Below are 25,354 nucleotides of genomic sequence, written 5' to 3' on the forward strand. Positions count from 1 at the left end.
CGGCCCTGTGACCGGGAGCGTCGGCGCTCGTGCCGGAGCAGAGGGGGACCGTCAGTGGGGCCGATGGCGGCGGTCCGCCGCCTCGGGGGTTTTCAACTGCCGTACCAGTCCCCGCCACTGGGCCCGCTCCTCGGAGGACAGGGCCGAGTCCGGATCGGGGCCGTCGGGGGCGTGGCCCGTCGCCGGGGCGTGCTCCGTCGGGGTCCAGGAGACGCGGCCGTAGCACTCAGGAGGGGTCAGGGCCCCGAAGTACTGGCCCATCGAGGCCAGTCCGGCCCCGAACTCGCGCAGCAGCCATGCCAGCAGGCGTCGTCCCATGTCCGCGTCCCCTTCCATACCCGTCGGGCCGACGTTAGGGAGTCCCGCTCGAAGGCCGGTGGAGCCGCGGAGGACACAAGGGAGAACGATGAAGATTCCACGATTCAGCAGGTGGTGACCGATCGACCAGTGCGCCTCGAGCGCCGATGGGCAGGCTGCTTCCCGGGAGCCGCGCCTACGGCCTGGCGTGCCCCCATCGGCGTGGGCGGACCTCCGCCTCCCCCGTGGCGCAGTGTCCGCCCACGCCCACGCCCACGTCTCGGGCCCGGTCCCGCAGCGACGTCCCGCACCCGACGTCCCACCCCCGCGCCTGACCAGCCCGAACGTATGCTCAAGGAATGACGACTTCGGCGAACTCCGGAACCGGCCCCACCGAGCGCCCCGGCGCCACCGGCCCGACCGAGAACTCCATGCGTCGCGCCCTCAAACGCGCCCGGGACGGCGTGGCCCTCGACGTCGGTGAGGCGGCCGTCCTGCTCCAGGCCCGCGGCGAGGCGCTCGACGACCTCGCCGCGTCGGCCGCCCGGGTCCGTGACGCGGGCCTCGCGGCGGCCGGCCGGCCCGGTGTCATCACCTACTCGAAGAGCGTCTTCGTCCCCCTCACCCGGCTCTGCCGGGACAAGTGCCACTACTGCACGTTCGTCACGGTCCCCGGCAAGCTGCGCCGGGCCGGCCACGGGATGTTCATGTCCCCGGACGAGGTGCTGGACATCGCCCGCAAGGGCGCCGCCCTCGGCTGCAAGGAAGCCCTGATCACCCTCGGCGACAAGCCCGAGGACCGCTGGCCGGAGGCGCGCGAATGGCTCGACGCGCACGGCTACGACGACACCATCGCCTACGTCCGCGCGATCTCCATCCGCATCCTGGAGGAGACGGGACTGCTCCCGCACCTCAACCCGGGCGTCATGACCTGGACCGACTTCCAGCGCCTCAAGCCCGTCGCACCCAGCATGGGCATGATGCTGGAGACCACCGCGACCCGGCTGTGGTCGGAGCCCGGCGGCCCGCACCACGGCTCCCCGGACAAGGAACCCGCCGTACGGCTGCGGGTGCTGGAGGACGCCGGACGCTCCTCCGTCCCCTTCACCTCCGGGATCCTGCTCGGGATCGGCGAGACGTACGAGGAGCGCGCCGAGTCCCTCTTCGCGCTGCGGAAGATCTCCCGCGCCTACCACGGCGTCCAGGAGCTGATCATCCAGAACTTCCGCGCCAAGCCGGACACCGCGATGCGCGGTATGCCGGACGCCGAACTGGACGAGCTGGTCGCCGCGGTGGCCGTCGCCCGGCACATCCTGGGCCCCGCCGCCAACCTCCAGGCGCCGCCCAACCTCGTCGACAGCGAGTACGAGCGGCTGCTCGGCGCCGGGATCGACGACTGGGGCGGGGTGTCCCCGCTCACCATCGACCACGTCAACCCCGAACGCCCCTGGCCGCAGATCGAGGAGCTGACCGAACGCTCCCGCGCGGCCGGCTTCGAGCTGCGCGAACGGCTGTGCGTGTACCCGGAGTTCGTGCTGCGCGGCGAACCCTGGCTGGACCCGCGGCTGCTGCCGCACGTGCGCGCGCTCGCCGACCCGGAGACGGGCCTCGCGGTGCCGGACGCCGTGGTCGAGGGCCGCCCCTGGCAGGAGCCGGACGAGGCGTTCACCGCGTCGGGCCGCACCGATCTGCACCGCACCATCGACACCGACGGCCGTACCGCCGACCGCCGCGACGACTTCGACGAGGTGTACGGCGACTGGGGCGCCCTGCGCGAGGCGGCCGCCCCCGGCATGGCACCGGAGCGCATCGACACCGACGTCCGCGAGGCCCTGCGCACCGCCGCCGACGACCCGACCCGGCTCACCGACGCCGAGGCCCTCGCCCTGCTGCACGCCGACGGACCGGCGCTGGACGCGCTGACCCGGATCGCGGACGACGTGCGCCGCTCGGCCGTCGGGGACGACGTCACGTACATCGTCACGCGGAACATCAACTTCACCAACGTCTGCTACACCGGCTGCCGGTTCTGCGCCTTCGCCCAGCGCCGCACCGACGCCGACGCCTACACCCTCTCCCTCGACCAGGTCGCCGACCGCGCCCAGCAGGCGTGGGAGGTGGGCGCGGTGGAGGTGTGCATGCAGGGCGGCATCCACCCCGACCTGCCGGGCACGGCGTACTTCGACATAGCGAAGGCCGTCAAGGAGCGGGTCCCGGGCATGCACGTCCACGCCTTCTCGCCGATGGAGGTGGTGAACGGCGCGACCCGCACCGGTCTGTCGATCCGCGAGTGGCTGACGGCCGCCAAGGAGGCCGGGCTCGACTCGATCCCGGGCACCGCCGCCGAGATCCTCGACGACGAGGTCCGCTGGGTGCTGACCAAGGGCAAGCTGCCGACGGCCACCTGGATCGAGGTCGTCACCACCGCGCACGAGCTGGGCATCCGGTCCAGCTCGACCATGATGTACGGCCATGTCGACCAGCCCCGGCACTGGCTCGGCCATCTGCGCACCCTGGCCGGGATCCAGCAACGGACGGGCGGTTTCACGGAGTTCGTGACCCTGCCCTTCATCCACACCAACGCCCCCGTCTATCTGGCGGGCATCGCCCGGCCCGGCCCGACCGCGCGCGACAACCGGGCGGTGACGGCGATGGCAAGGCTCCTGCTGCACCCCCATATCCCCAACATCCAGACGAGCTGGGTGAAACTGGGCACCGAGGGCGCGGCGGAGATGCTCCGCTCCGGCGCCAACGACCTGGGCGGCACGCTGATGGAGGAGACCATCTCCCGGATGGCCGGCTCCTCCTACGGCTCCTACAAGTCGGTCAAGGACCTGATCGCCGTCGCCGAGGCGGCCGGCCGGCCCGCGAAGCCGCGCACGACCCTGTACGGCGAGGTCCCCGAGGAGCGGCAGCGGGCCGCGCGGGACTCGGACGGGCATCTCCCGGAACTTCTGCCCGTCCTGGAGTGAGTACGATGATCCGACCTCTGTTGGATGAGGTCCTGTAGCTGAGGAGATGCGTGCCCGTGGCTGCCCGACGGCTTCCCTCGTGGGTCTGGGTCACCGGTCTGACGGCCGGTGCCCTCGCCGGGGTCGCCGTGCTGACCGTGCAGGCCGACCGGGGCCCGCATCCCACGGCGGCGGCGGTCCGTCCGGGCGCGACGGCGTCCGCGGCCCCCGGCGCCGAGGCGTCCGCGTCCCCGAAGCCCTCGGCCGCCCCGGCGCGGACCGGGGTGCCGAAGGGCTCGGGCAGCGGGCGCCGGATCGTCTACGACCTGTCGGACCACCGGGTCTGGCTGGTCGACGCCGACGACACCGCCCGCCGCACCTTCACGGTCTGGCCGGGCACCGTCGAACCGGGGCCCGGCACCTACACGATCTCCGTGCGCAAGGCCGCGACGACCGGCTCCGACGGGGTCGAGATCGAGCACATCATCTACTTCTCCGTCGTCTCCGGAGTGAACATCGCCTTCTCCAACGCGGTCGACGGCTCCTCGCCGCCCCCGGCCGCCGAGGGCGCCCGGACGGGCGGCATCCGGATGCCGACGGCGGACGGGGCGGCGCTGTGGGCCTTCGGCGACCTGGGCACGAAGGTCCGCGTCGTCGAGTAGCCGACCTGGGCACCAAGGCCCGCGTCGTCGAGCAGCCGCCGTCGGTCAGACGGAGGGCCGCTCGGCCGGCAGATGGTTGACCAGCAGCGCGATCCCGGCGAACACGAGGACGCGGGTCGCCGCGTCCAGCCCGTTCCAGGTGTCCGACTGCCACATCGCGAACCACTCCCCGCCGATCGCCATGAACCCGGCGCCGAACAGCAGCATCAGCATCAGCAGGCCGTACGTCGACAGCGCCCGCCCCCGGGCGTGGTCGCGGCGCGCCCAGAACCAGGTCCCGGCGGCCAGCAGCACGGCGGCCAGGGCCTCCCAGACGATGATCGCGACATAGGCGGTGTCCTGGAGCCCGGTGCTCGTCACCGCCCGCCACATCAGGTCCTCGTCCTTGAACGTGGTGTCCATCGCCAGCACATGCCGGACGAACTGCTGATTGGTCCCGAAGTCGGTGATGTTCCCGAACGCCACCAGGGCTATGTAGAGCGCGACGCTCGCGGTGAGCACGGTCGCGGTGAGGGGAACGAGCCGCGAGGCGTGGGAGGTTCGTGAGGTGGGGGTGGTCATGCGGGTTTCCCTACCCCACCAGGTCTTCATCACCCCTCCACCCCGCCGCCCCCGTCCGGCGCGGCGGGCCCCCGGTATTCGATTAAAGTGACGGTCGTCGTACGTGCGGTCGGTGCCCGGGAGGACTTGGTGAGTACGACGACCGGCGCCGTCTGGGGCCGCGCCGATCAGCAGGACTTCCGCAGCCGGGTACGCGGCACGCTGCTCGCCGCCGCCGTCGGGGACGCCCTCGGGGCGCCCGTCGACCGGCTCGCCCTCGACGGGATCCGGCGGCTCCACGGCCCGGAGGGCGTCGTCGACCTCGCCCCCGCCCACGGCCGCCGCGGCGCCGTCACCCATCTCACCCAGCTCACCCTGTTCAGCGTGGACGGCCTCATCCGGGCCCAGGTCCGCCGGGACACCGGCGCCTGGCATCCGCCGACCGATCTGCACCGCGCGTATCTGCGCTGGGCGGCCACCCAGCGCGACTGGGGCCCCGACCTGCGCAAGGACGACGGCTGGCTGGTCCGCGAGGAGTGGCTGTACGCCCGCCGCGACCCGACCCGCCCGCTGCTCACCGGGCTCGGCGACGAGTATCCGGGCACCCTCGACGTGCCCAAGAACCCCGACGCCGACGGGCCCGAACCCACCGTCCGCTCCGCGCCCTTCGGGCTGCTCGTCGGCTGGGAGCCGCAGCTCGTCGCCCAGCTCGCCGTCGAGTGCGCGACCCAGACCCACGGCCATCCGGCGGCCTGCCTCACGGCGGGCGCGTACGCCGTCACCGTGCACGCGCTGGCCCGGGGCGACGGCCTGGACGGCGCCGTGCAGCGCGCCCTCGCCCTGCTCGCGGCCCGCCCCGGGCACGACCCGGTCTCGGCGGCGCTCCAGCACGCCCTGGGCGCCGTACGGCAGGGGCTGCCCGGACCGGAGCGGGTGGCGGAACTGGTGGGGGAGGGGGCGGCGCCCGGAGTCCTGGCGGCGGCCGTGTACTGCGCGCTGGTCGCCGAGGACGTACGGCACGGGCTGCGGCTCGCGGTGAACCAGGACGGCCCGTCCGCCGCGACCGCCGCCCTCACCGGCGGTCTGCTCGGCGCCCTGCACGGCGAGACGGCCCTCCCGCCGGCCTGGCTGGCCGAACTGGAGGGCCGTCCCACGATCCTCGAACTCGCCGACGACTTCGCCATGGAGATGACCCAGGGCCCGGCCCTCCACGACCCCACGGGCGCCTCCCCGGGCTGGCTGACCCGGTACCCGCGCGGAATCTAGACCCGCGCGGAATCTAGGCGTTCGGCGTGCCGACCCTGAGCCGGTTGCCGTCGGGGTCGCGCAGTTCGGCCTCCCGGGCCCAGGGCGCGTCCTCCACCGGAACCCCGAACTCGGCGGCCACGGCGTCCACATCGCGCACCCGGAGATAGACCAGCGTGTCGGGGCGGGCGTCGCCCGTGTGCTCCGACAGGAACAGCCGGACCCCGCCCCGGGACACCTCGACGAACGTGGGGAACCCCGGTTCGAAGCGGTGCTCCCACTGTTTGGCGAAGCCCAGCCGCTCGTACCACGCGACCGCCGCGGCGGCGTCCGCGACGCGGAGCACCGGAATGACCTCTTCGTCCATGACGTCATCGTCGCAGACGGGTCCCGGCACCCTCAGTCCTTGGCGGGGACCGCCGCGTCCCGCGGGCCCGGGACGGCCGCCGCCGCGCCCGAGGAGTCGTCGTCCGTGTTGACCCGCTCGACGACCGCCAGCCGCTCCGGGGTGTCCTCCGGCTTCAGGAAGCCGATGAGCACGTACAGCACCAGGGAGACGGCGAGCGGCACCGAGACCTGGTACTGGAGGGGCACCCCGCCGTCGACGCTCCAGTTGATCGGATAGTTGACCAGCCAGAACGCCAGCAGGCCCAGCGCCCAGCTCGTCAGGGCCGCGGTCGGTCCCGAGCGGCGGAAGGGGCGCAGCAGACCCAGCATCATCGGGATCGCGATCGGGCCCATGAGACCGGCCACCCACTTGATCACGACGGTGATGATGTCCTTGAACGTGGGGGAGTTGACCTGCGTCGCCACCGCCATGGACAGCGCGAGGAACACCACCGTCGTCAGCCGGGCCGCGATCAGCCCGCTGCGCTCGTTCCAGGACCGCGCCCTCGCGGACAGCACCGGTGCCACGTCCCGGGTGAACACCGCGGCGATGGCGTTGGCGTCGGAGGAGCACATCGCCATGGTGTGCGAGAAGAAGCCGACGATGACGAGGCCCAACAGCCCGTGCGGCAGGAGCTGTTCGGTCATCAGGCCGTAGGAGTCCGAGCCGTCCGGCTTCTGCGCCTCGACCAGCAGCGGGGACATCCACATGGGGAAGAACAGCACCAGCGGCCACACCAGCCAGAGCACCGCCGACAGCCGGGCCGAGCGCTCGGCCTCGCGCGGCGAGGGGGTCGCCATGTAGCGCTGGGCCTGGTTGAGCATGCCGCCGTTGTACTCGAACAGCTTGATGAAGAGGAACGCGAGCAGGAACACGGTCCCGTACGGCCCGACCAGCGGCTCGCCGTGGCCCTTCAGGGCCGGCTCGTCCCAGGCGCCGAGGAACCCGATGCCCTTGTCGTTCAGTTCCAGGACCACCGCGACGAACATCGCGACACCGGCGAGCAGTTGGATGACGAACTGGCCCAACTCGGTGAGCGCGTCGGCCCACAGACCGCCGATCGTGCAGTAGATGCCGGTGATCACACCGGTGATGAGGATGCCCTGGTTCAGGGAGACACCGGTGAAGACGGACAACAGGGTGGCGATCGCCGCCCACTTGGCGCCGACGTCCACGATCTTCAGCAGCATGCCCGACCAGGCCAGCGCCTGCTGGGTGCGCAGGTCGTAGCGGGTCTTCAGATACTCCAGCGGGGAGGCCACGTGCAGCCGTGAGCGCAGCCGGTTGATACGCGGCGCGAACAGCTTCGAGCCGACGGCGATCCCGAGGGCGATCGGGAACGACCAGGTCACGAAGGACGTGACGCCGTAGGTGTAGGCGATACCGGCGTAACCGGTGAACATCACCGCGCTGTAGCCGGACATGTGGTGCGAGATGCCCGAGAGCCACCACGGCATCTTCCCGCCGGCGGTGAAGAAGTCGCTCACGTTGTCCACGCGCTTGTGCGACCAGACGCCGATGGCGACCATCACGCCGAAATAGCCGATGAGCACGGCCCAGTCGAGACCGTTCATGTGCGTCCTCCCAGGGTCGACCGGCGCTCATCGTGGGTGCTGCCGCGTGAGCACGACAAGTGAGCGTGAGGTCAAAGGGAGGTAAAATCATTCGAGATGATGGCCTTGGTTCACAGATATGAACTCATCGCATCAGCTCACCCGCGTTGACCAGCAACGACTGTCCGGTGATCGCCCGCGACCGGTCCGACACCAGGAACGCCACCGCGTCGGCCACATCCCCGTCCGTCGCCAGCGCGGGCAGCGCCATCCGTTCCGTCAGCCGCCGCAGCACCTCGGACTCCGGCACCTTCTCCGTGTGCGCCGCGAACCGTACGTACGCCTGCACCGGCGGCCCCCACATCCAGCCCGGCAGTACGGTGTTGACCCGGATGCGGTCGGGCCCCAGCTCCCGGGCGAGCGAGTACATCGCGCTGGTCAGCGCCCCCTTGGAGGCCGCGTACGCCGCCTGCCGCACCTGCGAGGGCGCGGCCACCGCCGACTGCGTCCCGATGATCACCACCGACCCGCCGCGCTCCCGCAGCAGCGGCAGACAGGCCCGGGTCATCCGCAGCGTCCCCAGCAGATTGACGTCGATCACCTTCTGCCAGGTCGTGAAGTCCGCGTCCGCGAGACCGCCGAAGTACCCGTCCCAGGCGGCCACATGGACCACCGCGTCGATCCGCCCGAACCGCTCCCGCGCCAGCCCGGCCAGCGCCTCGCACTGCCCCTCGTCGGTGATGTCCGTCGACCGGTACGCCGTGCGCGCCCCGCCGGGATCGACCTCGGCCGCGCAGACCGCGAGCGCCGCCTCCGTCCGCGCCCCCAGCACGGCGTTCCCGCCGTCCCGCACCACCGCCGCCGCGACCCGGTGCCCGAGCCCGGCCCCGACCCCCGAGACGACCACGGTCCTGTCCGTGAGCAGCGACATGAGAGCCTCCCTCGCTCTGGCGCATCATCTGACGGTCCGTCAGAGTATGGGCGACCGAAGGAAAGGGGAACGGGCATGAGCGACGACACCCGCGGCGACCTCTACGCCGAACTGGCCTCCACCGGCCCCTACGGCGTCCGCCCAGGACACGCCCTGATCACCATGGTCGAGCCGCACCCGGGCCACGAGTACGCCTACAACCGCTGGTACGAGGACGACCACTACTACGCCGGCGCGATGGCCATGCCCTGGATGTTCGCCGGACGCCGCTGGGTGGCCACCCGCGATCTGCAACTCCTGCGCTCCCCGGAGAAGTCGGCCGTCGCGCAGCCGGTGACGGCCGGGTGCTATCTGTCCGTCTACTGGATCACGGAAGGCCGCTACGACGACCACATGCGCTGGACCGTCGCCATCAACCGGCGCCTGAACCGCGACGCGCGCGTCTACCGCGACCGCACCCACGTCTTCACGGCGTTCCAGGACCACGCGGCGACGGTCTACCGGGACGGCGCCGCCGGACCGAGGGACGTCCACGCCCTCGACCACCCCTACGCCGGTCTGGTCCTGGAGGTGATCGACACCGACACCCCCGAACAGTGCGCCGGCCTGCTGGAGTGGCTGCGCGCCCGCCACCTGCCCGCGCGGCTCGCCGGCTCCCCGGCCGCCCTGGTCACCGTCTTCCGCCCCACGCCGCTGCCCGGCGACCGCATGACCTACGTCAAGCAGGTCGAGGGCGTCGGCACCCGGCTGACCCTGCTGTGGTTCCTGGAGCGGGACCCGCGGGAGTGCTGGGAGGAGCACTTCACGGGCCTGGACACCGAGATCGCCGCGTCGGGACCCGGCCGCCGCGTGGAACTGCTCGCCCCGTTCGTCCCGACCGTGCCGGGCACCGACACCCACGTCTCCGCCCTGCGCTGACCGCGGCACACCGCGGCCCGGCTCACCTCAGCTCGTCCGGGCAGGGCGTGCCGCGCGGCAGTTGGTAGGGCGCGGCCAGCCGGTACACACCGGCCTCCGGGGCGAGCAGCATGGTCCACCGGTCGCCCTCCGCGTCCTCCTCCGTCTCGTACAGACAGCCGTTGACGTTGTCGTACGTCCGCTTCTCGCCCTCGGCGCGGTCCTTGGACGTGTCCGTCTCCTGCGGCGGCTTCAGGCTCTTGCCCTGCTCGTCGACGACGCTCAGCCACGGCGAGTACGGGATCCGGATCATGATCCGGCCGGCCTTCTTCACCTGGATCGTCATCTCGCCCTGCTCGGCGCGCTCCACGACCGCGTCGGGCTCGGCGAGCGGCGCCGGATCGGTCACCCGGAAGAGCTGCCAGTTGGCGTCGCCCCAGATCTGCTGGAGATACGGCAGCCCGCGCTGCACCAGCTCCCGCTCCCGTTCGCCGCCGTCCCCGTCCAGCGCGTCCTTCGGGACGACCACGAAGTGCACGGCCCAGCGCTGGAGCCACTCGTGGTAGTTCGCCGAGTTGAGGGTGTCGTCGTAGAAGAGGGGGTTGCGCTCCATGTCGGCCTGCCGGTTCCAGCCCCGGGCCAGATTGACGTACGGCGCGAGCGCGGACGCCTCGCGGTGCGAGCGGGCCGGTACGACCTCCACCCGGCCCTTCTCCGCGCCGACCCCCTGGAGTTCGTTGACCAGCGGCGCCAGCTCGCGCGCCCAGGACGCCGCCGGGGTGGTCCGTACGACGTCGTCCACCGACTTGAAGCCGATCCAGGTCACGAACCCGGCGGACGCCACGACGATCACGTACCACTTGCGGCTGCGCGGCACCGCGAACGGCAGCGCGGCCATCAGCACGACCCCCGAGAACAGCATGGCGAGCCGCGTGATGTTGGACCCGATCTGCGAACTGACGATCCACACCGCGAGGACCCCGAGCCCGTACACGGCCGCGGTGATCCGTACGGTCTTCCAGTCGCGCGGCACGACGGCGAACACGATCGCCGAGTACAGCAGCGGCAGCGACGCCGAGCCGAACGACATCGGCTGGGTGCCGGAGAAGGGGAACAGCCAGGCGGACACGGCGACCACCGCCGTCGGGGCGAGCCCCAGCGCCCAGGCGCCGGGCCGCCGCTTCTGGAGGAACAGCGCGACGGCGACGATCCCCACGAACAGCCCCGCCACCGGTGAGCCCATGGTGGCGAGCGCGGCGAGGGGCGCCGCGCACAGCGCCTTCGCCCAGCGTTTGTAGCGCCAGCGGTACGGCCAGCAGAACACGACGGCGACGGCGGCCAGCGCGAACATGTTGCCCAGACCGAAGGTCACCCGCCCCGAGGCGGCGTTGCACAGCAGCGCGAAGACGCCCGCCAGCGCGGGCCACAGCGGCTTCTTGACCGGGCGGCAGCGCAGCAGGATCAGGGTGAGCAGGGCCGCCGAGATCGTCCCGGCGATCATCATGGTCGTCCGCACACCGAGGACCGACATCAGATACGGCGACACCACGCTGTACGACACCGGGTGCATCCCGCCGTACCAGGCGAGGTTGTACGCGGAGTCGGGGTGTCGGCCGACGAACTCGGCCCACGCGTCCTGCGCCGCCAGATCGCCACCGCTGTTCGCGAACGCGAAGAACCAGACGACGTGCAGCAGTCCGGAGAGCGCGGTGACGAAGAGCACGGGGTGCCGGTCGAGGGCGGCCCTCACGCGGGTGAGCCGCCGGTCGTCCCGGCGGTCGCCGGTGTTCTCGCCGTCGCGGTCGTGGTCACCGGACTGGGGTGCGGGCACCTTCGCCCGTGGGCCGCGCTCCGGGTCCGGACCGGTGTCGTCGGCGCGTGTCGGCTCCGCAGTGGCCACTCGAAGGCACTCCCCGTGTCCTGTCTTTCCCGCTCGGCCGCGTCCCGTTCGCGCCCGCGTCACGGCCGCGTCACCGCGGCCGCCGACCTGTCCCGTTTCGTGACGCTAGCACGCACCCCGCCGGGCGGCTGCCCGGCGGGGTGGAGGAGAGCTGCGCAGGTGGGGCGAGGTCAGGTGATGCGCGTCAGCTTGTCCGAGAAGCCCGGCTCGGACAGGTCGCTCTGGAGCGCCACCGGCACCTTCACCGCGCCGGAGGAGCCGTCGCCCACGGTGAGCGTGCCCACCTGGGTGCCCGCCTTCGCCGTGTGCGGCACCTCGTCGGCGGCGAACGACAGCTTCACCGTCAGCCCGGCCCAGCCGACCGCCGCGACGTCCTTGGTGACGACGACGGGGGTGCGGCCGCCGAGCCGGTCGTCCACGTACCCGACGACGTCGCCCTTCTTCAGGATCTTCGCCGAGGTGATGGCGTCCTGTGCGGCCAGCAGGGCGGTCTTGCTGACCGCGTTCACGGTGTCGATGATCGGCGCCGTGTGCTGGCCGAGGATCGCGCCGACGACGGTGACGGTCTCGCCGCCGCTCTCCTTGGTGGCGGCGAAGAGCAGATTGCCGCCGGCCTTGCTGGTGGAGCCGGTCTTGATGCCGATGGCGTCGTTGTAGGGGACGAGCGTGTTGTAGTTGCGCCACTTCTGGCCCGACGGGTCGATCCACTCGGGCAGCCTGGTGATCTCCACCAGCGCGGGGATCTTCACCAGCTCGTTGCCCAGCTTCACCTGGTCCGCGGCGGTGGAGACGGTCGTCTCCTTGAGGCCGGAGGCGTCGGTGTACGTGGTGTTCGTCATGCCCAGTTCCTTGGCGGTGTCGTTCATCTTCCGGATGAACTCCGCCTCGGTGCCCGCGTCCCAGCGGGCCAGCAGCCGGGCGATGTTGTTCGCCGACGGGATCATGATCGCGGAGAGGGCCTGGCGCTCGGTGAGGGTGTCGCCCTCCTTCACGGTGTTGAGCGTGGACTCGCCGTCCTTGTCGTACCCGCCCTCCTTCTCGGCGGTGGCGTCGACGGGGATCGCCGGGCCCTCCTCGCCGGACTTCAGCGGGTGGTCCTTCAGGACGACGTACGCCGTCATGGCCTTGGCGACGGAGCCGATGGCGACCGGCTTCTGGTCGCCGAAGGTGTCCATGGTGCCGATGCCGTTCACGTCCATCGCGCCCTGGCCCTCCTTGGGCCAGGGCAGGCCGAGCTTGCCGCCCTCGAAGGTGTACGAGTCCTTCGCGGTCAGCTCCAGCGCGGTCGCCGGCAGCGGGCGTACGGCCTGCGCGATCGCAAAGACGACGAGCAGCAGGACGACCAGCGGCGTCCAGATCTTGATCCGCCGGCCGAGCGTGCGCAGGGGGGTCGGCGGGGGCGGCGGGGTGTTCGTCAGCTCGGCCAGCAGATCCAGCGGCGGCTTCGGCGGCAACGGCTGCTGCGTGGTCCGCTCGGGGCCGATCTGGGGGACGAGCGCGGTGACGTCCGGCTTGAGAGCGACGAACTTGCTGGTGCGCTGGTCGGGCGCGGGCGCGGGCGCCTCTGGCTTTTCGGCCTCGGCGGGTTCGGCGGGCTTGGTGGCCCCGCCCAGCTTCAGCATGGTCGTCGGCTGGTCGACGGCGGGCTTGGGCCGGGGCGCCTTGAAGACGGCGGTGGGCTGATCGACGGGGGAGGAGTCGGCCCACGCGGGCTTGGCCTTGGCGCCGGTGCCGTCCGCGTGGCTCTTGGCCCTGGCCGTGTCCGCGTCGGTCTTGGCCCCGGCCGTGTCCGCGTCAGTCTTGGCCCCGGCCCTCTTCGTGCCGGGCTCGGCCTGGGCTGCCTCGTCCGCGCCGGGCTTGCCACCGGCCTTGCCCGTGTCGGCCTTGGCGTCGGCCTTGCCCGTGTTGGGCTCGCCACCGGCCTCGTCCGCGCCGGGCTTGCCAATGGCTCTGCCCGTGTCGGCCTCGTCCGTGTGGGGCTCGCCACCGGCTGCCTCATCCGCCGCGGGCTTGCCGTACGGCTTCGCCGGGGTCGCCCACCGGGCCACGGCGGCCGGGAGGCCCTCATCACCCCCGTCGGCCCCCTCGGAGCCGCCCGAGGCGTCCGACCCGCCCCCGGGCTCCCCGGGGACCTCAGAAGCCCCCTCAGGGCCCTCCTCGGCGCCCTGGGTGCTGCCGCCCCCGGCGGCCTCATCGGCGTCAGCCGTGACGGTGCCTGCGCTCGCGGAGGTCTTGTCATCGGCGGCGCCCGCGGCGCGGGCCGTGGCGGTGCCGAAGTCCCGGGTCGCGTCATCGCCCGCGGCGGGCCAGGCGTCGTCCCCGGTGTCGCCTGCGTCCCCGGATGCGTCGTCGGCGTCTCGGGTCGCGCCGTCACCGCCCGCAGGGCGAGCCAGGGCGTCCGCGGTCTCCGCCGTGCCGCCGTCGGCCGTACCGGCCGTGGCGGTCTCGGGGTCCGCCGCGGCCTCGCCCGCATCCGCGGCCGTGCCGTCGCCCGCGGGGCTGGTCGGCTCGCCGTCCGGGCCGTCAGCCAGCTCGTCACCGGAGTCGCTGGCCGACTCGCCGACAGGCCCGTCGGCCACGTCGTCGATGGGCGCGCTGCTCAGGCCGGTGGCCGAGCCGTCCGTCGGCCCGCCGGCCGGCTCGTCGGAGACCTCGCCGGTGGACTCGTCGCTCAAGCTTGCACCCGACCCGCCGACCACCCCGGCGACCGCATCGCCGTCCGGGCCCCCGGCCAAGTCGTCGGTGGTCTCATCGCCCGGGCCGTCGTCCGACCCGCCGGTCGACCGATCCGTGGCCCCGCCCGCGTCCGCGGCCGTGTCCTCGCCCGCAGGGCTGGTCGGCTCACCGTCCAGGCCGTCAGCCGGATCGTCCCCGGAGTCGTCGGCCGACTCGCCGTCAGGCCCGTCGGTCACGTCGTCGGTCGGCTCGTCGCTCAGGCCGTCGGTCGACCCGCGGCTCGACCCCCCGCCGGAACCGCCGACCGATCCCTCGCTCGGGCCGTCCGCCGTCTCCTCGTCCCGGTCGCCGGAGGGCTTCCCCCCGGAGCCGGTGGAGTCGTCGGCGGATCCTCCGGTCAGGTCACCGGTCGCGACCCCCGTCGCCGCCCCCGCGTCCCGTTCGGTCTCCAGTTCGCGTACGGCGAAGACCCGGGTCGCCGTGTCCACGCCGCCGCGCGGGGCGTCGCCGTCCCGTGCCACCGCGAGGCGCGGATCGCGGGGCTCGCGCGATTCGGGAACCGTGCCCGCGCTCCCCGACGTCGGTTCCGCCGACGACTCGCGCTGCTTCGACCTGTCGGGGGACTCGCCCGCCACCGATGCCTCCTCGTTGCATGTGCTGCCCTCGAACCGCCCGCCCGGGACCGCCTCGTGGGCCTGTCCGAACCATGTACCAGTGTCCTGTGTCGTGGGCTCGGCTCCTGCGGTAGACGAGAACGACATACCTACTGGTTCCACTACAAACAGGTCACGCACCCTCGACAGACCAATGTGAGAGGGGTCACCCTGTCATTCATCCACGCGGGGAGGCATGGATGGGCAGGAGCCGCAGAACGATTCCGGAAGAGCTTCTTCTGCTGGCGTTGGACCCGACCACGGGTACCACCGCACAGCCGCAGTCGCTCGACCTTGGTCTGGCCGGAGCACAGCTAGTGGAGCTGGCGCTGGCCGGACGGATAGCCCCTGACGGGGATCGTATCGCCGTGGTGTCCCCACGGCCGACAGGAGATCCGACACTGGACTGCGCGTTGGAGTTGCTGCGAAGGCGTGGCGCTCCGGTTCGGGCCGTCCACTGGATCGGCGGGCCGCGTCTCGGGCTACGCCAGACCTACCTCTCGCATCTCGAACGGTGCGGCATGGTGCATGCCGTGGCGGGACAGATGTGCGGAGTGCTGCCGACGACTCGCTATCAGGCGACGGACACCGAGATCAGCCGGGAGATCAGGGCCCGGCTGGACTCCGCGATCCGCACCGGCGTCCCGCCGGACCCGCGGACCGCGGCGCTCGCCGCACTGGCGCACGCGGTCGGCCTCGGCAAGCACCTGTATCCGGGGAACGAGGGACGCTCGTCCCGCTCCCGGCTGCGGGACCTGATCAGGCACGACCCGATGGGCGGACTCGTGGCGCACGCCGTGATGGACGTCCAGAACGGCGCGGCCGCCCAGCCACGCCGCAACCCGGCGGCCCCGGCCGGCCGACAGGCCGGACCAGGACCGAGGCCCGCTCCGGAACCCGCCCGTGGCGTTCCGGCGCAGCCGCGCCGCGGTCCGATGGCGCGTGTCGTGGCCCACTGAGCCGCAGTTCCACGACACCGCGCCGGCAGGACGGCGCACGGCAGGAAACAGACGGGACCCGTCGGCAGCAGTGCCGACGGGCCCCCTACGACCCGTTCGGGAGCCGCCGCGGCCCGCGCGGGACGGTGACGACGTCACCGTCCCGCGCGGACGCATGTCACGGCAGGCGACCGAGGCTGATCCGAACTGGCGTGTACCGCCCGCATATCCACCGTTTTCCAGCGGTGGAAAGTGCCTTGGTGGCAGTCTGCTGAACAGCAGATACACAAAGTGTCGAATACAGGCATGCAGCCGGAGGTGCGCGTCCCGTGGCGTCCAATGTCAATCCCACCGTCAGGCGACGCCGGTTGGGCCAGGAGCTGCGCCGGCTCCGTGAGCTCAAGGGCATGACAGCCGAGGAGGTCGCCGAGCGGCTGCTGGTGTCCCAGTCGAAGATCAGCCGGCTGGAGAACGGCCGCCGCAGCATCAGCCAGCGGGACGTCCGCGACCTGTGCGGGGTGTACGAGGTCGAGGACCAGCGGATGGTCGACTCGCTGATGGAGATGGCCAAGGACTCCCGCCAGCAGGGCTGGTGGCACGCCTTCGGCGACGTCCCGTACAGCGTCTACATCGGTCTGGAGACCGACGCGGCGAGCCTGCGCGTCTACGACCCCCAGGTCGTGCCCGGTCTGCTCCAGACCCCGCAGTACGCCGAGGCGCTGATCTCGGGCGCGCTGCCCGAGGCCCCGCCGCAGGACATCGACAAGCGGATCCAGGTGCGGCTGCGCCGACAGGAACGTATTTCCACCGGCGAGAACCCGCTGCGGCTGTGGGCGGTCCTGGACGAGGCGGCGCTGCGCCGCCGGGTCGGCAACCGCCAGGTGATGATCGAGCAGCTCGAATATTTGCTGGAGATGTCCCAGCTCCCGCATGTCACCGTGCAGTTGATCCCGTTCACGATGGGCGCGCACCCCGGTGTCAGCGGGCAGTACGCGATCCTGGAGTTCCCGGACGCGGCCGACTCCAGCGTGGTCTACATCGAGGGCGTCACCAGCGATCTGTACCTGGAGAAGCCGCAGGACGTGCAGAAGTACAGCGTGATGTACGAGCACTTGCGGGCCCAGGCCCTGAACGCCGACCAGACAAGGGAGTTCATCCAGCGGGCGGCGAAGGAATACGCCCGGGAAGAGGCCCCGTAGCCCGCTCGTAGCCCCCTGGGCGAGGTGAGGCGCCGCAAGGTACACCCTCGCCCGGGCCGCACGGAAGTCCCCGGGGAATATGCCACCCGGTCGGGTGAACGGCCGCTCCGCATCCCGATGTTGGCGAGTAGCGTCGATCACGCCATCAAGCAACAACGTTGGCGCAATCCTTGCCGTGCAGACGGAGACCAACGCACGGCGTGGTGACAGCAACTCAGCAACTGACTACCGGAGCGAACATGGCAATCCAGCAGGGCGCCGCGAACGAGTGGGTCAAGTCCTCCTACTCCCAGGGCAACGGCGCGTGCGTCGAGATCAAGTCCCCCGTCCCGGCGGCCATGGCCGTCCGCGACTCCAAGGTCACCGAGGGCCCGACCCTGGCCTTCCCCGCCGACGCCTGGAACGTCTTCGTGGCATCGGTCAAGGCATAGGGCACCTCCCTCAGCCTCGGCCGGTTACGCACGACAACTGCACAGGTACCACCCAAAGAGCCCCCTCGACCAGCTCGCCGTCCTAGCCGAGGGGGCTCGGCGTTTCCCCGGGGCAGCCGTTACGGCCGCTTCACCGGGAACGCCACGTCGCACACCGGGTCCTCCGGGCCCGCCGCGTCCCAGTCCGCGAAGTAGATCTCGCGGCAGGGACCGTCGTACTCCCAGCCCTCCCGTTCGATCCACGCCTCCACGGCCTCGTAGGCGGCGAGGATCTGCGGGGCGGCGACCTGGGCCTTGGTGATCCGGGTCCGGGCCAGACGCCGGGCCGGCTCCACCCGGGCCCGGATCTGGCGGGTCCGGGCCTGGCCCTCCGCCCAGGCCCGCGCGGCGTCCCCGTCCGCGACCGGGACGCAGCACTCGGCGGGGCCGTCGCTCTCCTCGGAGACATCGGCGTAGTACACGACGAAGGGAGCGGCGGTGATCCCTCCGCATCCGCCGGCCGCCTCCTCCAGCCGGCCGAGGGACGCCGGGATCCACACCGGCAGCTCCTCCGCGAGGGTGTGCCGTGTCTCCCCGATGATCACCTGCTCGGGCACCTCGACCAGGCTGATCTCGAACTTCTCGTACATCTCGGAACTCCTCCCCGACAGTCGGCCACGGAGGTACCCGGCGAGCGCGCGCTGCGCGGCGAACCGGCTCTCGACGTCCGCCCAGTAGGCGGCCAGCAGCTCGCCCGCCGCGTCCGGCTCCGGGGTGTCGAGCACCTCGGCGATCCGGGCGAGCGGCATGTCGAGGCGCCGCAGCAGCGCGACCAGCCGGGCCCGCTCCACCTGGCCGGCGCGGTAGTAGCGGTAACCGCTCACCGCGTCGACCCGGGCCGGCGCCAGCAGGCCCAGCCGGTCGTAGAGCCGCAGCGCCTTGGCCGACAGCCGGGCCCGCGCGGCGAACGCGCCGATCGTGAGCAGCTCGCCGTCCCCGGACACGTCCACCATGTCGTCCTCCGTCACCGGGCGGCCGTTCCGCCCGGCGAGGAGAAGGCTCGACTCTGCCCCTGGGGGAGGGTCAACCGGCGAGCTGCGCCTCGACCGCGGCGACGACCTCGGCGGACTCCGGCTCGGTCTGCGGGGAGAACCGGGCGACGACCGTGCCGTCCCGGCCGATCAGGAACTTCTCGAAGTTCCAGCGGATGTCACCGGTGTGGCCCTCCGCGTCCGCGAAACCCACCAGACGCTCGTAGAGGGCGTGCCGCGCGTCGCCGTTCACCTCGACCTTCTCGGTCAGCGGGAACGTCACACCGTAGGTGGCCGAGCAGAACTCGGCGATCTCCTCGGCGCTGCCGGGCTCCTGCCCGAGGAACTGGTTGCAGGGCACCCCGAGCACGGTGAAGCCCTGCGCGGCGTACCGCTCCTGGAGCTTCTCCAGACCCGTGTACTGCGGGGTCAGACCGCACTTGGAGGCCACGTTCACGATCAGGACGGCCCGGCCCGCGTACTGCGCGAGCTCCGCGGAGCCACCCTTGAGGGCACCGATCTCGACGGCGAGGGGGGAAGCGGCATCAGTAGTCATGCCTCGGATGCTAACTCCGGCGCCCGCACGACCACCTCGCCCGCCCCCGTCCACGTACAGCCCCGCCCGCCCCGCCGGTCAGGCGGGTTCCGTCGTCGACACCGCGGTGACGGTCACCGTGTTGTCGCATTCCGCGAAGACCCCGTCGTCCAGGGCGACTTGGTGTGCGCCCGAGCCGGGCAGGCCGATGACCAGCGTCGGGTACGTGAGCGGGTCCGCGCCCGAGGCGCAGTAGCCGTCCCCCTCGCCCTGCACCTGCACGAAGGTCAGCTTCACCCATGCCTTGCCGCCCGCGGCCACCGTCACCGGCGCCGCGGAACCGGAGGGGGTCACGGTCAGCGGGGAGTTGTGCTCGGGCGAGCCGTTGCCGGCGCCCGCGACCGACGGGTGGCCCTCCAGGACGCACGGGGTGCCCGACACGTTCGTGAACGTCACGACCGCCGCGCCGGTCCCCGTGCCCTGCGGCCGCTCGGCGGCCTGCCGGGCGGCCACCTCCAGCGCGTCGGCGGCACACTTCGCGGCGGAGGGGGCGGGGGTGTCGCTACCCGGCGTTCCCGAGGCGTCCGGCGTGCTCGGCGTGCTCGTGGTCGAGCCGCTCGGCTGCCCTGGGTCCCCGCCCGCCCCCACCTCGCTGTCACCGGGCTGGCACCCGGCCGTCCCCACCGCGGCCAGCGCCACCGCCGCCATCGTCACCAGCGTCCTGCGCACACCGTGTCCGTACCGCATCGAGTCCCCCGAGGCAGATCGTCCGGGCACCGGCTCTCGGCGCCCCGTGCAGGCAGACAGAGCGGACGAACCAGAAGGTTCGCCCGATAGCAGACCTGTGACGCGACGGTGACAGGAACCGGCCCGGACCGGAGGGTGAGGACATGGTCACGTACGCGTGAGTACGGCATGGAAAAGGGCGCCAAGACTGCCGGAACACGGCAATGAACCCGGTGGCACCCGTATGCGAGGATCGGCTCACGCCGGAGACCGGCGGCAGGTGAGAGGGGGGCGGTGCGCATGGCCTGGTTTCTCGGACTCGGCTTCACGGGGGTCGCGCTGCTCGCCCTGTCGCTGGCCTTCGACGGAATTCTTGAGGGAGTCTTCGACGGCGCGCTGGACGGCCTGTTCGACGGCTGGCTCTCGCTGCCCGTCATCGCCGGGTTCACGGCGATGCTCGGCTTCGGCGGGGCCATCGCCATGGGGGCGGCCGGCGCGGGCCCGGTGGGCGCCACGGCCGTCGGCACCGTTCTCGGCGCGGGCACGGCCTGGACGACGTACCGCTTCTCACGCGCCCTGATGCGCGGGCGGACCGCCGTCGCACCGCGCGGGGACGACCTCGTGGGCACGGCCGGCCGGGTCGTGACCGCCATTCCCGTCGGCGGCTACGGCGAGGTGCTGCTGCGGCTCGCCGGGCAGCCGGTGAAATGCGCGGCGCGCAGCGCGGTGGCGATCGCCCGGGGCACCGAGGTGTGGGTGGAGGCGGCGCCCTCGGCGACCTCCGTCGTGGTCCGCCCCGTCGACCGCTGAAGCTCGCCGAACCCGATCTCCTTCCGTTCAATCCGTTCTTTCCGTATGTGATGTGGGGGCACTCTCATGAGTCCAGTCGTACTCGCGGTCGTGGGGGTCTTCGTCCTCCTCGTGCTGCTCGCGCTCGTCGTCGTCACCCGCTACAAGGTGGCGGGACCGAGCGAGGCGTTCATCGTCACCGGCCGGCGCGGCAAGACGGCCACCGACCCGGAGACCGGGCGGGTGTTCACCGACAACAGCGGCCAGAAGGTCGTCGTCGGCGGCGGCGTGTTCGTCGTGCCGTTCGTGCAGCAGCGCTTCACCCTCGACCTGTCCTCGCGGCACATCCCCGTCGCCGTGCGCGGCGCGGTCACCCTGCGCGGCATCAAGGCCAACCTCGAAGGCGTCGCGATCGTCAAGGTCGGCGGCACCGAGGACTCGATCCGCGCCGCCGCCCAGCGGTTCCTGATGCAGCAGGACGGCATCGTCGGCTTCACCCAGGAAGTGCTGTCCGGCGCGCTGCGCGCCATCGTCGGCCGGATGTCCGTCGAGGACGTCATCCGGGACCGGGCCGCGTTCGCCGGACAGGTCGCCGAGGAGGCCGAGGCCAGCCTCTCCGGCCAGGGCCTCGTGCTGGACGCCTTCCAGATCCAGGACATCACCACCGAGGGCTCCTACCTGGAGGACCTCGGCCGCCCCGAGGCCGCCCGCGCCAAGCAGGAGGCCGACATCGCCGAGGCCGTGGCCCGGCGGGCCGCCGAGCAGGCCCGGCTGAAGGCCGAGGAGGAGATCGCCGTCGCGCAGCGCACGTTCGCGCTGAAGCAGGCCGAGATCAAGGCCGAGACCGACGAGGCCGCGGCCCGCGCCGCGGCGGCCGGCCCGCTGGCCGAGGCCGCCCGTCGGCAGGAGGTCCTGACCGAGCAGGAGAAGGTCGCCGAGCGCCAGGCCGCGCTGACCGACCGTGAGCTGGACACCAAGGTCCGCAAGCCCGCCGACGCCGCCCGCTACCAGGCCGAGCAGGAGGCCGAGGCCCGCCGGGTCGCCCTGGTCAAGCAGGCCGAGGCCGACGCCCAGCGCTCCCGGCTCACCGGTGAGGGCGAGAAGGCGCACCGCGCCGCGCTTGCCGACGCCGTCCGGATCGAGGGTGAGGCCGAGGCCGCCGCGATCGCCGCGAAGGGCTCCGCCGAGGCCGAGGCCATGCGCAAGAAGGCCGACGCCTTCGACCAGTACGGCGACGCGGCCGTCCTCCAGATGCTCGTCGAGGTGCTGCCGCAGGTGGTCGCCAAGGCGTCCGAGCCGCTCAGCGCGATCGAGAAGATGACCGTGATCTCCACGGACGGCGCGGGCCGCCTGCCGCGCGCGGTCGCCGACAACGTCGCCCAGGGCATGGAACTCCTCGGCGCCACCACCGGCTTCGACCTCGCCGACCTGCTCAAGGGCATCACCCGCCGCGACGGCAAGACCGCCGAGGTCACCGCGGGCACGGCCGGCGCGGCCGCCACGACGGACCCGGCCGCGCTCAACGGGAAGGTCGAAGTAACCGACTGACCTGCGGCTTTACCTTCTCATGGGTGCCGGCCCCCAGTGGAAATGGGGGTCGGCACCGATGGTTGTGGGGGGCACGGTCGTGAAAGCGTGGATCACACCCACCGCACGCCGTGAACGAAGGAGGGCCGGTATCCAGCCCCGCGATGTGAAGCGACCGCGACGACCGTACACGCATGCGAAGGCGGTGATCCGTGGGACATGCTGACACGCTGCTGGCCATGGGTGGCGCCTTCGTCGCCGCCGCCGTTCTCGCCCGGCTGGGGGGCAAGATCGGACTCCCGACCATCCCGCTGTTCATGCTCGCCGGCATACTGCTCGGCCCGCACACCCCGGGGCTCGTCCTGGTCCAGGACGCGCACGACTTCGAGATGCTCTCCGCGCTCGGTCTCGTGCTGCTCCTGTTCTATCTGGGGCTGGAGTTCCAGGTCGACGACCTGCGCAGCGGCGGCCGGCGGCTGCTGGCCGCGGGCGGCATCTATCTCGCGCTGAACGTCGGAGCCGGCCTCGGCTTCGGCCTCGCCCTGGGCTGGGGCGTCCGCGAGGCGCTGGTGCTCGCCGGGGTCCTCGGCATCTCCTCGTCCGCGATCGTCACCAAGATCCTGATCGACCAGGGCCGGATCGGGCGCCCCGAGACCCGGCTGATCCTCGGTGTCATCGTGGTCGAGGACATCTTCCTCGCCCTCTACCTGGCCGCGCTCCAGCCGGTCATCGGCGGCGCCCAGGGCGTCACGAACATCGTCCTGGAGGCCGGCAAGGCGTTCGGGTTCCTGCTGGTGCTGGCGGCCGCCGCCCGCTACGGCATCCGGCTGATCGGCCGTCTCATCCAGGTCCGCGACAACGAACTGCTCGTCATCAGCTTCCTCGGCGCGGCCGTCCTGGTCGCCGGGGTCTCCGAACTCCTCGGGGTCGCCGACGCCATCGGCGCCTTCATGGTCGGCCTGATCCTCGCCGGGACCCCGTCCGGCCCCCGGATCCGCAAACTGGTCCATCCGCTGCGGGACGCCTTCGCCGCGATCTTCTTCTTCGCCTTCGGGCTCGCCATCGACCCCGGTGTCGTCGCCGCGGTCGCCGGCCCGGTCGCCGCCGCGGCCGCCCTGACGATCGTCATGAACGTCATCGCCGGTCTGCTCGTCGCCCGGCTGTACCACTACGGCCCGACGCACGCCGCGGACATCGCCACCACGCTGGTCGCCCGCGGGGAGTTCGCGCTGATCCTCGCCGCGATGGCCGCGAGCGCCGGCCTCGACCGCAGGCTGGGACCGTTCATCGCCGGATACGTGCTGGTGCTGGCCGTCCTGGGCCCGGTGGTCGCGGGACGCGCGCATCTGCTGGCATGGGTGCTGAGGGCGATGGGGGCGGGACGGAAGCGGGCGGACGCCGCTGTGGAGACGGCCGCCGGGGATGTGGTCGGGGACGCGGCTGGGGACGCCGAGCACGCGAGGGGGGCCGAGGGCGGCGTCGAGGACGTGCGGCCGTCGGTGTCGGCGTCGGCGGGCGGGCCGGAGGCGGAGCGGGATCCGGAGCGGCAGCCCTCGCTTCGGAAACCGGACCGGGAGCCCTCGCTGAAGCGCAGGCCCTCGCCGGAGCGGGAGCCGGTCACCGTGCCGGACGACGACCCGCTCACGGCTCGATGAGCCCCACCCGGATCGCATAGCGGGTGAGTTCCAGACGGTCCTTCATCCCCAGCTTCTGCAAGAGGTTGGCGCGATGACGCTCGACCGTCTTGGGGCTGATCACCAGCAGATCCGCGATGTCCTGGGAGGTGTGCCCCTCGGCGACCAGCTTGAGGATCTCCTCCTCCCGTTCGGTGATGGCCCGCGGCGGCAGCGCGCGGCCCTCCCGGACGCGGTCGAGGTAGTTGCGCACCAGGGCGTTGACCGCGCCGGGATACAGGAACGGCTCCCCGCGCATCGTGGCCCGGCACGCCTCGACCAGATCGCGGTCGGCGACCGACTTCAGCACGTACCCGGAGGCGCCGGCGCTGAGCGCCTCGAAGAAGTACTGCTCGTTGTCGTACATGGTCAGGATGAGGATGCGCAGGTCGGGCAGGACGCGCGAGAGTTCCCGGGCGGCCTGGAGGCCGGTCAGCCGGGGCATGGCGATGTCGAGGATCGCCAGATCGGGGCGGAGGGCACGGGCCTGCGCGACGGCCTCCGCCCCGTCGTCGGCCTCGGCGACGACGACGAGATCGGACTCCCCGTCCAGGATGAGCCGCACCCCGCGCCGCACGAGCGCGTGATCGTCGGCGAGAAGGATCCGGGTGGGCGGGTTCTCGGTCTGCTTCATGGACTGATTCACGGACTGGTTCACGGACTGGTCGGTCATGAGGTCAGGGCGTCCGGTCGGGGTCGGGGACGGTTGCGTGAAGAACATCGCTGTCGCTGTCGCTGTCGGTGGTGGTGGCGGTGTCGTTGTGCGGGTCGATGTCGGCGGCGTCGGCGGTGGCTCTCGGACGGGTGGGCACCGGCACCGTCAGGGACACCGTCGTGCCCCCCGCCGGACCGGAGCCCACCGCGAGGTCGGCGCCGATCAGCAGGGCGCGCTCGCGCATGCCCCGGATACCGGCGCCCTCGGGCGCGTCACCGATGCCCTTGCCGTCGTCCCGGACGATCAGCCCGACGCCGGCCGGGGTGCGGTGCAGGGCGAGTTCGGCGTGCTGGGCACCCGAGTGGCGGGCGGTGTTGGTGAGCCCCTCCTGCGCCACCCGGTACAGCACGAGTTCGGCGTCGCGGCCGAGCGGCGGCAGATCGGGGTCGAGCCGGTGCCGTACCGAAAGCCCCGGCTTGGTGAACTCGGTGGCGAGCGCCTTGAGGGCCTTGGCCAGGCCCAGCTCGTCCAGGACGCCGGGTCTCAGCCGGCGCGCGATCCGGCGGATCTCGTCCAGGCTGCCCCGGGTGGTCTCCTGCACCTGGTGCAGTTCGGCGCGCATCTCCGGCGGCCCGTGATCGGCGACCCGCTTGAGTTCGAGGAGGACGGCGGTGAGGGTCTGGCCCACCTCGTCGTGCAGCTCCTGGGCGATCCGGTGACGCTCGGCCTCCTGGGCGGAGAGCGCGCGGGCGCTGCTGGTGGCGCGCTCGTCCTCCAGCCGGTCGAGCATGGCGTTGAACGCCGCGATCAGCTCGGCGATCTCACCGTGCCCATGGACCGTAAGGCGCCGCCCCGGGCGGAGCAGATCGGTGGTCCGCATGGCGCGGGCGAGGCGCTGGAGCGGGCCGAGCCCGACCCGCAGCAGCAGGGCGTTGGCCACCAGCATCGCGGCCAGCCCGCCGGTGAGGACCGCGGCCTCGGTGAGCAGGACGGGCGTGGAGACGGTGACCGGTCCCAGCAGCAGCGCGGCGGCCGTCACCAGCACGACGGCGTTCAGCAGGAAGATCCGCCAGAACAGGGGCACCACGCATCGCCTCCTCGACATGGCCCACCGCACCCACCGGGCCTCCACGATTCAGCCTGCTCGGTGACACGCACGGCTGCCATCCGTGACAGCA

22 protein-coding genes are annotated in these 25,354 nt (G+C 72.2%); 10 read left to right on the top strand and 12 right to left on the bottom strand.

Annotated elements, in window-relative coordinates:
• Positions 1-51 precede the first annotated feature (51 nt).
• On the bottom strand, positions 52-318 hold the full coding sequence (locus G6W55_RS04635) for a hypothetical protein (RefSeq protein ID WP_175519467.1): 267 nt from the start codon (positions 316-318) through the stop codon (positions 52-54).
• A gap of 338 nt (positions 319-656) precedes the next feature.
• Between G6W55_RS04635 and G6W55_RS04640 the strand changes: the two genes are divergently transcribed.
• Together G6W55_RS04640 and G6W55_RS04645 are read left to right on the top strand one after the other, a co-directional pair.
• Positions 657-3,269, top strand: coding sequence for a bifunctional FO biosynthesis protein CofGH (locus G6W55_RS04640; RefSeq protein ID WP_175519468.1), 2,613 nt, complete (start codon positions 657-659; stop codon positions 3,267-3,269).
• Between the two features lie 50 nt (positions 3,270-3,319).
• On the top strand, positions 3,320-3,910 hold the full coding sequence (locus tag G6W55_RS04645; RefSeq protein WP_175519469.1) for a L,D-transpeptidase: 591 nt from the start codon (positions 3,320-3,322) through the stop codon (positions 3,908-3,910).
• A 45-nt stretch (positions 3,911-3,955) separates the two neighbouring features.
• Here G6W55_RS04645 and G6W55_RS04650 read toward each other — a convergent pair whose 3' ends face one another.
• Positions 3,956-4,471, bottom strand: a complete 516-nt coding sequence (locus G6W55_RS04650; protein WP_175519470.1) for a DUF2165 domain-containing protein — start codon at positions 4,469-4,471, stop codon at positions 3,956-3,958.
• A gap of 129 nt (positions 4,472-4,600) precedes the next feature.
• Here G6W55_RS04650 and G6W55_RS04655 point away from each other — a divergent pair, with 129 nt between their 5' ends.
• A complete protein-coding gene (locus tag G6W55_RS04655; RefSeq protein WP_175519471.1) occupies positions 4,601-5,716 on the top strand; it encodes an ADP-ribosylglycohydrolase family protein in 1,116 nt (371 codons plus the stop codon).
• A 13-nt stretch (positions 5,717-5,729) separates the two neighbouring features.
• Here the strand turns inward: G6W55_RS04655 and G6W55_RS04660 are convergent, their stop codons facing one another.
• From G6W55_RS04660 to G6W55_RS04670, 3 genes are all read right to left on the bottom strand, one after another.
• Positions 5,730-6,062 carry a glyoxalase superfamily protein gene (locus G6W55_RS04660; protein WP_175519472.1) on the bottom strand — a complete coding sequence of 111 codons (333 nt, stop codon included), beginning with the start codon at positions 6,060-6,062 and terminating at the stop codon, positions 5,730-5,732.
• A 32-nt stretch (positions 6,063-6,094) separates the two neighbouring features.
• Entirely contained in the window at positions 6,095-7,657 is a 1,563-nt protein-coding gene (locus G6W55_RS04665; protein WP_175519473.1) for a sodium:solute symporter family protein, read from the bottom strand.
• Between the two features lie 124 nt (positions 7,658-7,781).
• Positions 7,782-8,567, bottom strand: coding sequence for an SDR family oxidoreductase (locus tag G6W55_RS04670; RefSeq protein WP_175519474.1), 786 nt, complete (start codon positions 8,565-8,567; stop codon positions 7,782-7,784).
• Positions 8,568-8,642: 75 nt separating this feature from the next.
• On the opposite strand from G6W55_RS04670, the gene G6W55_RS04675 reads away from it, so the two are divergent.
• Complete coding sequence (locus G6W55_RS04675; RefSeq protein ID WP_175519475.1) at positions 8,643-9,485, top strand: hypothetical protein; 843 nt, start codon at positions 8,643-8,645, stop codon at positions 9,483-9,485.
• A 22-nt stretch (positions 9,486-9,507) separates the two neighbouring features.
• Here G6W55_RS04675 and G6W55_RS04680 read toward each other — a convergent pair whose 3' ends face one another.
• Together G6W55_RS04680 and G6W55_RS04685 are read right to left on the bottom strand one after the other, a co-directional pair.
• The gene (locus G6W55_RS04680) at positions 9,508-11,364 is read right to left on the bottom strand and encodes an MFS transporter (RefSeq protein WP_175519476.1); all 1,857 of its coding nucleotides are present in this window, start codon (positions 11,362-11,364) and stop codon (positions 9,508-9,510) included.
• A gap of 170 nt (positions 11,365-11,534) precedes the next feature.
• On the bottom strand, positions 11,535-14,675 hold the full coding sequence (locus G6W55_RS04685) for a D-alanyl-D-alanine carboxypeptidase (protein ID WP_309243627.1): 3,141 nt from the start codon (positions 14,673-14,675) through the stop codon (positions 11,535-11,537).
• 218 nt (positions 14,676-14,893) lie between these two features.
• Here G6W55_RS04685 and G6W55_RS04690 point away from each other — a divergent pair, with 218 nt between their 5' ends.
• The 3 genes from G6W55_RS04690 (at position 14,894) to G6W55_RS04700 (ending at position 17,261) form a co-directional block, all read left to right on the top strand.
• Complete coding sequence (locus G6W55_RS04690) at positions 14,894-15,652, top strand: GPP34 family phosphoprotein (RefSeq protein ID WP_030784949.1); 759 nt, start codon at positions 14,894-14,896, stop codon at positions 15,650-15,652.
• A gap of 308 nt (positions 15,653-15,960) precedes the next feature.
• Complete coding sequence (locus G6W55_RS04695) at positions 15,961-16,830, top strand: helix-turn-helix transcriptional regulator (protein ID WP_175519478.1); 870 nt, start codon at positions 15,961-15,963, stop codon at positions 16,828-16,830.
• 239 nt (positions 16,831-17,069) lie between these two features.
• Positions 17,070-17,261: a DUF397 domain-containing protein gene (locus G6W55_RS04700; protein WP_030784945.1), complete on the top strand. Its 192-nt coding sequence runs from the start codon at positions 17,070-17,072 to the stop codon at positions 17,259-17,261.
• A gap of 119 nt (positions 17,262-17,380) precedes the next feature.
• Here G6W55_RS04700 and G6W55_RS04705 read toward each other — a convergent pair whose 3' ends face one another.
• The 3 genes from G6W55_RS04705 to G6W55_RS04715 all read right to left on the bottom strand — a co-directional run bounded on the left by G6W55_RS04705 (position 17,381) and on the right by G6W55_RS04715 (position 19,553).
• Positions 17,381-18,268: a MerR family transcriptional regulator gene (locus G6W55_RS04705; RefSeq protein ID WP_309243628.1), complete on the bottom strand. Its 888-nt coding sequence runs from the start codon at positions 18,266-18,268 to the stop codon at positions 17,381-17,383.
• A 55-nt stretch (positions 18,269-18,323) separates the two neighbouring features.
• Positions 18,324-18,827: a glutathione peroxidase gene (locus G6W55_RS04710; protein WP_217686492.1), complete on the bottom strand. Its 504-nt coding sequence runs from the start codon at positions 18,825-18,827 to the stop codon at positions 18,324-18,326.
• A gap of 78 nt (positions 18,828-18,905) precedes the next feature.
• Complete coding sequence (locus G6W55_RS04715; RefSeq protein WP_175519479.1) at positions 18,906-19,553, bottom strand: DUF4232 domain-containing protein; 648 nt, start codon at positions 19,551-19,553, stop codon at positions 18,906-18,908.
• A 279-nt stretch (positions 19,554-19,832) separates the two neighbouring features.
• Between G6W55_RS04715 and G6W55_RS04720 the strand changes: the two genes are divergently transcribed.
• From G6W55_RS04720 to G6W55_RS04730, 3 genes are all read left to right on the top strand, one after another.
• A complete protein-coding gene (locus G6W55_RS04720; RefSeq protein ID WP_175519480.1) occupies positions 19,833-20,342 on the top strand; it encodes a hypothetical protein in 510 nt (169 codons plus the stop codon).
• Positions 20,343-20,408: 66 nt separating this feature from the next.
• Complete coding sequence (locus G6W55_RS04725; RefSeq protein ID WP_175519481.1) at positions 20,409-21,869, top strand: flotillin family protein; 1,461 nt, start codon at positions 20,409-20,411, stop codon at positions 21,867-21,869.
• A gap of 191 nt (positions 21,870-22,060) precedes the next feature.
• On the top strand, positions 22,061-23,503 hold the full coding sequence (locus tag G6W55_RS04730) for a cation:proton antiporter (protein WP_175519482.1): 1,443 nt from the start codon (positions 22,061-22,063) through the stop codon (positions 23,501-23,503).
• Here the strand turns inward: G6W55_RS04730 and G6W55_RS04735 are convergent.
• Both G6W55_RS04735 and G6W55_RS04740 read right to left on the bottom strand, forming a co-directional pair.
• A complete protein-coding gene (locus tag G6W55_RS04735; protein WP_375372428.1) occupies positions 23,490-24,194 on the bottom strand; it encodes a response regulator in 705 nt (234 codons plus the stop codon). The genes G6W55_RS04730 and G6W55_RS04735 overlap by 14 nt on opposite strands.
• 4 nt (positions 24,195-24,198) lie before the next feature.
• Positions 24,199-25,260, bottom strand: coding sequence for a histidine kinase (locus G6W55_RS04740; RefSeq protein ID WP_175519651.1), 1,062 nt, complete (start codon positions 25,258-25,260; stop codon positions 24,199-24,201).
• Between the last annotated feature and the right edge of the window lie 94 nt (positions 25,261-25,354).

The organism is Streptomyces sp. CAI-85 (assembly GCF_013363615.1).
GTDB lineage: Bacteria > Actinomycetota > Actinomycetes > Streptomycetales > Streptomycetaceae > Streptomyces > Streptomyces antibioticus_B.